At 55.8% G+C, this 6,816-nt stretch carries 8 protein-coding genes; 1 reads left to right on the top strand and 7 read right to left on the bottom strand.

Annotated elements, in window-relative coordinates:
• From rarD to ACIQ5B_RS09520, 5 genes are all read right to left on the bottom strand, one after another.
• A partial coding sequence (gene rarD, locus ACIQ5B_RS09540) for an EamA family transporter RarD (RefSeq protein ID WP_397598811.1) occupies nucleotides 1–797 on the bottom strand: 797 nt, incomplete at its 3' end.
• A gap of 27 nt (nucleotides 798–824) precedes the next feature.
• Complete coding sequence (locus tag ACIQ5B_RS09535; RefSeq protein WP_183941941.1) at nucleotides 825–1,046, bottom strand: hypothetical protein; 222 nt, start codon at nucleotides 1,044–1,046, stop codon at nucleotides 825–827.
• A 144-nt stretch (nucleotides 1,047–1,190) separates the two neighbouring features.
• Complete coding sequence (locus ACIQ5B_RS09530; protein WP_397598810.1) at nucleotides 1,191–1,760, bottom strand: hypothetical protein; 570 nt, start codon at nucleotides 1,758–1,760, stop codon at nucleotides 1,191–1,193.
• 126 nt (nucleotides 1,761–1,886) lie between these two features.
• Nucleotides 1,887–4,043, bottom strand: coding sequence for a prolyl oligopeptidase family protein (locus ACIQ5B_RS09525; RefSeq protein ID WP_397598809.1), 2,157 nt, complete (start codon nucleotides 4,041–4,043; stop codon nucleotides 1,887–1,889).
• 111 nt (nucleotides 4,044–4,154) lie between these two features.
• A complete protein-coding gene (locus tag ACIQ5B_RS09520) occupies nucleotides 4,155–5,222 on the bottom strand; it encodes a transcriptional regulator (protein ID WP_397598808.1) in 1,068 nt (355 codons plus the stop codon).
• An 86-nt stretch (nucleotides 5,223–5,308) separates the two neighbouring features.
• On the opposite strand from ACIQ5B_RS09520, the gene ACIQ5B_RS09515 reads away from it, so the two are divergent.
• Complete coding sequence (locus tag ACIQ5B_RS09515; RefSeq protein ID WP_397598807.1) at nucleotides 5,309–5,866, top strand: hypothetical protein; 558 nt, start codon at nucleotides 5,309–5,311, stop codon at nucleotides 5,864–5,866.
• A gap of 68 nt (nucleotides 5,867–5,934) precedes the next feature.
• Here the strand turns inward: ACIQ5B_RS09515 and rplQ are convergent, their stop codons facing one another.
• Together rplQ and ACIQ5B_RS09505 are read right to left on the bottom strand one after the other, a co-directional pair.
• On the bottom strand, nucleotides 5,935–6,348 hold the full coding sequence (gene rplQ / locus ACIQ5B_RS09510) for a 50S ribosomal protein L17 (protein ID WP_183941945.1): 414 nt from the start codon (nucleotides 6,346–6,348) through the stop codon (nucleotides 5,935–5,937).
• Nucleotides 6,349–6,460: 112 nt separating this feature from the next.
• Nucleotides 6,461–6,816 (bottom strand): DNA-directed RNA polymerase subunit alpha C-terminal domain-containing protein (locus ACIQ5B_RS09505; RefSeq protein WP_397598806.1); only part of this gene is annotated, 356 nt, incomplete at its 5' end.

The raw sequence follows: 6,816 nt of genomic DNA, 5'->3' as shown, positions 1-6,816 counted from the left end.
TGGCTACCGTACACGAACACACCCAGCAGGAAAGCAATGGACGGTGCCGTATATTGCACAAAGCCCAGGCTGGTATAGCTCATCCGGCGGGCGGCGGTCGCGAACATCAGCAACGGGATGGCAGTGACCGCACCTGCCAATATCAAAAGCACCGACGTCGTCACATCATCCCCAAATCCGCCGCCGCCAACGTGCGCGAAATAGAGTACCGCGCCCAAGGCCAGTGGCGCCAGCAATGTTGTCTCGGTCGCAAGGCCGGGAACAGAGCCAACGGGGGTAATCTTGCGGATAAGGCCATAAAGGCCAAAGCTTAAAGCGAGCGATATCGACACCCATAAGGTATCGAGCGCATCACCGATGAGGATAGAAACGCCAATGGCGGCGACGGCAACGGCGACCATCTGAAGCGGTCGCAATCGCTCTCCTAAAAACAGACGCCCCAGCAGGACGTTCACCAAGGGATTGAGATAATAGCCAAGGCTGGCTGCCAAAATATGGTCTGTGGAAACGGCCCATATGTAAATCAGCCAGTTAATGGCGACCAGCGTGGCAGAGGCGAGCAAATTGCGCAAATGCGCCTTGTGCCGGAAAATGGCGGCATATTCGCCAAGCTGTTTGCGAAAGGCCATAATGACCAGCAGCAGCGGAATGGACCACAAGACGCGTTGGGCAACGACCGCGATTGGCGAGACATGGCTCAGCAGCTTGAAATAAACGGGGACGAAGCCCCAGATGAGATATGCCGACAGGGCATAAGGCAAGCCACTTGGCTGCGCGGTTTCAGATTTGTCGGTCATATGTTTTGCTAAGCCTTCGCGTGGGGATCAAATGATCCCGCCGCCGATCCAGAGGCGCAGCGCGCAAATGGCTATAACGACCAAGCAGAAGTTGCGGCCGCTGTCCTTTTCCGACGCGAAGCCAAAGGCCGCGCCGACGCCAGCGATCAGAATAATGAGCCAGTTCAGCCATCCGAGCAACGGAATGAACCCGATGATCGCCAGCAAGAGCGCAATCAAGCCAAACAGAAATGCGAGGATATTTGCCATGAGGCGACTGTGGCGGGTTTTTCGAATTGTGGCAAGCAAAGCCAGCCGTCCCACGCGGCGAAGCGAACATCGCGGTCGAAATGACAAGAGGCTCAACCTGTCTCCAGATTGAGCCTCATTATACCCACGCGAGCTTTTAAAAATTTAGCGCCACTGTTCCAATCCGCGATAGTTGATGTCGACCACGCGGCCACGCTCTACAAAGCAGGTGAACCGGCCCTTGTCATAACCGCGCTGGTAAGCGTTGCCACCAAATCGGTCATTGCCGTAATGGTTATTCTCGTAACGGCCACGTCCGCCGTCTTGAACAACGACATTGCCTGTGACCCGATAGCCAAAACGCGTCCGTTCGATGCTGCGCACTTGCGTGACGTCCGAACGGCGGTAGCCATTGGCCCAGCGTTCAACGCTGGCGACGCACTGGTTTACGGCGGCGCGGCCGCCGCCGCCACGATTGTCGTAATTATAGCCTGCGCGGTTATCATCATAGCGATCATCATAACCGCGGCGATCGTTGCGGCCATTGTTGCCGCTTGAAAGCACAGCAGCAAGACCACCGAGCACGACCGCTCCGGCAATAATTTCGCCGGCACTTATGCTGTCACGGTCGCGGTTGCGGTCATGGCGATCACGCGCTTGGGCGGGAACGGTTACACTCACCAAAGCTGCAGCAGCAGCTCCCGCGCCAAGCAAAGTTTTGGTCATGAAATTCATCTTCGTTCTCCTTGAACCGGTCCAGTCATTCTGTGCCGATGGAGAGCGAATAGGCGATTCGGGTTGTCCGGATGCTGAATTGACCTGTCAGCATTTGTTCATCTAAATCGCCTTTTTTATGAACAATTATTCGGTGAGGGTCAGCCCCGTCCATTTTGCGAGAAACGCATAAATGTCCGAATATTCGTCAATAACCTTATCGGTCGGCTTGCCTGAACCATGGCCCGCACGGCTTTCGATGCGGATGATCTTGGGCTTGTTGCCGGTTTCTGCAGCTTGCAGGGCGGAGATATATTTGAAGCTATGCCCCGGAACCACACGGTCATCGGTATCTGCGGTCGAGACGATGACCGCTGGATATTCGACCCCCGATTTGATGTTGTGATAGGGGGAGTAAGTCATCTGCATTTTAAAGTCGGCTTCCTTACTGGGGTAGCCATAATCATCGACCCAATAACGGCCCGCTGTGAACCGGTCGAAGCGGACCATATCCATCACGCCCACTGCGGCATGGCCAGCAGCGAACAGGTCAGGGCGCTGGTTCACAACGGCACCAATCAGCAGTCCCCCATTGGACCGCCCTTCAATGGCAATCTTGCCCTTGGCCGAAACGCCGCTGGATATAAGATATTCCGCTGCGGCGGCAAAATCGTCAAAGACATTTTGTTTGTTCATCAAACGGCCGGCATCATGCCAAGGCTTCCCATATTCGCCGCCGCCACGAATATTGGCGAGGGCGAATACACCGCCCGATTGCAGCCAAGCCATACGCGTCGCTGAATAAGTGGGTGTCTGCGAAATGTTGAACCCGCCATAGGCATAGAGCAACGTCGGCGCGCCCTTCGTCAGATCAAGATCTTTCTTGTGCACGATGAACATCGGGATCTTCGTGCCATCTTTCGACGGATAGAACACTTGTTCGACCGAAAAGTCCGCCGGGTTGAAGCTTAGCTTTGGCTGCGCGAAGGGCGCCGAAGCCCCCGTCTTGCTGTCGAAACGATATACGGCGCCGGGCTGATTGAAGCTGGAGAATCCGTAAAATGTTTCCGCGTCACCTGGCGTTCCTGAAAAGCCACTGGCCGTCCCGATTGCGCTGAGCTTGATTTCCTGCACAGGCTGGCCTGCGAGATCTGTCATCAGCGCCATCGATTTGGCATCTTTGATATATGACAGGATGAGGCGATCGCCGACGATCTGCGCGCGCGACAATGTTTCCGCCCGCTCCGCTATAACGTCCGTAAATACAGGCGTCTTCGCACCCAGATCGACCTTAACAACCTTAAGCTTTGGGGCGTCCTTGTTGGTGGTGAACCACAAAGTGTTGCCCATGCCTTCGATCAGGCCCCAATCATGCTCCAGACCCTTGACAAGCGGTTGCGGCTTCCATGTTGGCTTTTTGCCAAGTGGCATGACGTGCAGTTCATACTTCTCATCGGTTCCGGACGACGTCGTAATGACCGCCCATTTGCCGTCGTGCGTCACTTGCGCACTATGGCCATATTCGGGCTTGTCCGGCGTTGCGTATATTGGCTTGTCTTCCGACTGGGGCGTGCCGATTTTGTGGTAATAGATCGTCTGGTTATAATTCAGCTGCTGGAATGCGGCGCCTTCTTTTGGTTCGGCAAATCGCGAGTATAAAAACCCGTCATTGCCCACCCAGCTTATGTTGGTGAATTTTGCCCAGTTGATTTCGTCGGCGAGCACCTTGCCGGTCACGGTGTCGATGACTTTAATCGTCCGCCAGTCGGAACCGCCGTCCTGAACAGCATAAGCCACCAGCTTGCCATTTTTCGACGGTACCCAGCTATCGAGCGCAGTGGCACCGTCTTTTGCCCATAGATTGGGGTCGATCAAAATACGGTCCGCGCCCGTTAGGCCCTTGCGCACATACAGCACGGACTGGTTTTGCAGGCCGTCATTCTTTGTGAAGAAATAATAGCCGCCGGCTTTTTCAGGAAGGCCAAAGCGTTCGTAATCGAAAAGCTTTTTCATGCGCTCGGCGAGTATTTTCTTGCCGGGCAATGTTTCCAGATATGCATCGGTGACGGCATTTTGCGCCTTCACCCATTCGGCGACTTCTGGATTGACGCGCACATCATCTTCCAGCCAGCGATAGGGATCCGCAACCTTCACGCCGAATTGCTCCTCGACCACATTGACGGTTTTGGTCTGCGGATAGGTCAATTTGACCGCGACATCGGTGGTGGCTGAATTTGCGGCCATAGCAGCCGACGAAATCGGGGCCATCATGAAGGCTGCACCGACCAAAAATACACTTCGCATATTATCATTTCCCCAACTCTCGAATTCTTTGTCATCCGACTATAGCGTCCACGCGTGAACGCCAACTATTCCCGCCGTCGCCCGCAAGAATATTTCGCATTTTCGTCGAAATCATGCACCCCGTTGCCGCTGCGCCAGCAAGATGGCAGCGGTAACGCCTGCCGCAAACAACATGCCCTCCAGACCGGCGGTGACGATCTGACTGATGGGGCCAAAGCCCGTTTCGCCAAAGAAGCCACCAATCTGATCGAACCGCAGCCGCGATTGGGGAAGAAGCCGGGCCAGCTCATATATGCTGCCGCCAAGCAAGCGCCCACCGGCCATCGCAATGCCTGCACCGCCGAGGCCACCGATCACAGCTGCCGGCAGTATCGCGAAACGCAGCGGCATGTGGCGCGCCTGCCGTCGGCCAAGCCATACACCAAGGCCGACAGAGGCACCAATCACCGCACCTTCCAGCGCGCCCGTCATTTGGGTGGGCGATTGCCCGAGCACCAGATTAAACGCATCCAAGCCAAGCAGCTTCACAATACCGCCGATCAGGAAACCGCCCACCGCGCCGCCGGCCATAATCGCGGACCAACGCCCGGAATTCCAAAGGCCAACCGCAGCAATGCCGAAGCTCACGCCTGCAGCGCCCAATAACGCGACCAGCACCGTAATCGCCGTCAGGACAAGGACGATAGACGTCGCGCCCATGCCCGGTGCCATTGGCTGCGAGGCCCCGGCAAAACCGTAAAACAAACCACCCAACAGCCCCGCCAGGCCACCGCCGACAACGCCCGCCCCGCCCAGTGCCCAAAATGTCGCCCAATCGTTCGTGGCAGCTGTGGTGATGGATGCGGTTGCCGCGTGACCAATGTCGCGTTCGACAGGGGCGATGAAACGATAGCCATGCTTTGGAACGGTTTCGATAAAGATCGGCCGCGCGGCATTATCCCCAAGCACACGGCGCAGGCTGCGGATACATTGTGTGAGCGCTTCGTCGGTTACCGGAACGCCGCGCCAGACATCGTCCATGAACTGGTCTTTCGAGACAAGCGCGCCGGCGTTGGTTGCGAGCAAAACAAGCGCATCAAAATAGCGGCTGGAGACATCAACGACCGCGCCATCACAGTGCAGGCGTCGGCTGCTAATCAGAAGCGTGAAGCGGCCGAACCGGAGACTATCTGATTTCATTTTTCACCAAATGCTCATGTCCTGCTCATGCCCGCAATGTCGCTGCGCTGTATGCATAGCTCTCATTCACGGAAAAGGGCAATGCTATGCATGCAGAGAATAATGGGCCGGCAAGGCCGGGACGGAATATCTGGCGAATCTTGGGCTGGGGCGGCGCTGTTGCGCTTATCCTGACGCCGTTGGTCGCGATGCAGTTCACAACAGAAGTTAATTGGGACGAAACCGACTTCATCGTCGCCGCTATCATTTTCGGCATAGTGGGTGGCCTGATTGAATTCGCGGTGCACCTGTCATCCAACTGGTATTTCCGCCTCGGGTCAATGTTTGCTGTGCTGGCCGGGTTCATGGTCATCTGGTCCAACTTGGCTGTCGGCATGATTGGCAATGAGGATAACCCGACCAATCTATGGTTCGGCGCGGTATTGCTGATCGCCATCGTCGGCAGCATCGCGTCGCGGTTTCGCAGGCGCATATTGCAGCAGGCCATGTTGGTTGCTGGCATAGTGCAGATCAACATTGGCGTCTTTGCCGGCATATTGGGCAGCGACGCGCGCGGCGGACGGTTTACGATTGTGCTTTCGGTGGCATGGTTGATTTCCAGCCTGCTCTTTTGGTTGGCCGGTCGAAGCGCTCGGACGAAATAATCACTCCATGAAAAAGGGCGGCACCCTTTCGGATACCGCCCTTTTGAAACTCTTAAAGCAAGACGTGCTTATTCAGCGTCGTCCAATACTTCAACTGGGCCGCTGTCCTGACCCTTGGCGTCGACATTGCGGTCAACGAGCTCGATGACGCCCATTGGTGCAGCGTCGGAACCACGGAAACCAGCCTTGATCACGCGGCTGTAACCACCGCTGCGGTCGGCATAGCGCGTTGCCAGTTCGTCAAACAATTTTACCAGCTGCTTGTCGTCCATCAAACGGCTCATCGCGAGACGACGGTTGGACAAGCCACCCTTCTTCGCAAGCGTGATCAGCTTTTCGATGTAAGGACGCAGTTCCTTCGCCTTTGGCAAAGTCGTCTTGATCTGTTCGTGTTTGATAAGCGACGCTGCCATGTTGCGAAGCATCGCGGTACGGTGCGACGTGGTACGTTGCAGCTTACGGTGGCCAACTTTATGGCGCATATTTCATTCCTTCGTTCGTAGGGGGGCCGTATCAGGTACCCCGATCCTGGCCGTTTAAGGGCGGCCATTTCCCTTTTGGTTGGGCCGAAGCACTGCCTCGGCCCAATATTCTTTAGCCAAGCAGTTCTTGCTCAAGCTTCTTTGCCATCTCTTCGATGTTTTCTGGCGGCCATCCGGGGATGTCCATGCCAAGGCGCAAGCCCATCGATGAGAGCACTTCCTTGATTTCGTTCAGCGACTTGCGACCGAAATTAGGCGTACGCAGCATTTCGGCTTCGCTCTTTTGCACGAGGTCGCCGATGTAGATGATGTTGTCGTTCTTGAGGCAGTTTGCGCTGCGGACCGACAATTCCAATTCGTCGACCTTCTTGAGAAGGTAACGATTGAGCTGGTTTGCATCCGATTCTTCCGAAGAAGCTGATGGTGCAGCCATGCCAATCATTGGCGACGATGCAGACATCGAATCTT

This window comes from Sphingorhabdus sp. (genome assembly GCF_044374345.1).
Classification (GTDB): domain Bacteria; phylum Pseudomonadota; class Alphaproteobacteria; order Sphingomonadales; family Sphingomonadaceae; genus Sphingorhabdus_B.
This window is presented reverse-complemented; position numbering and strand designations above follow the sequence as displayed.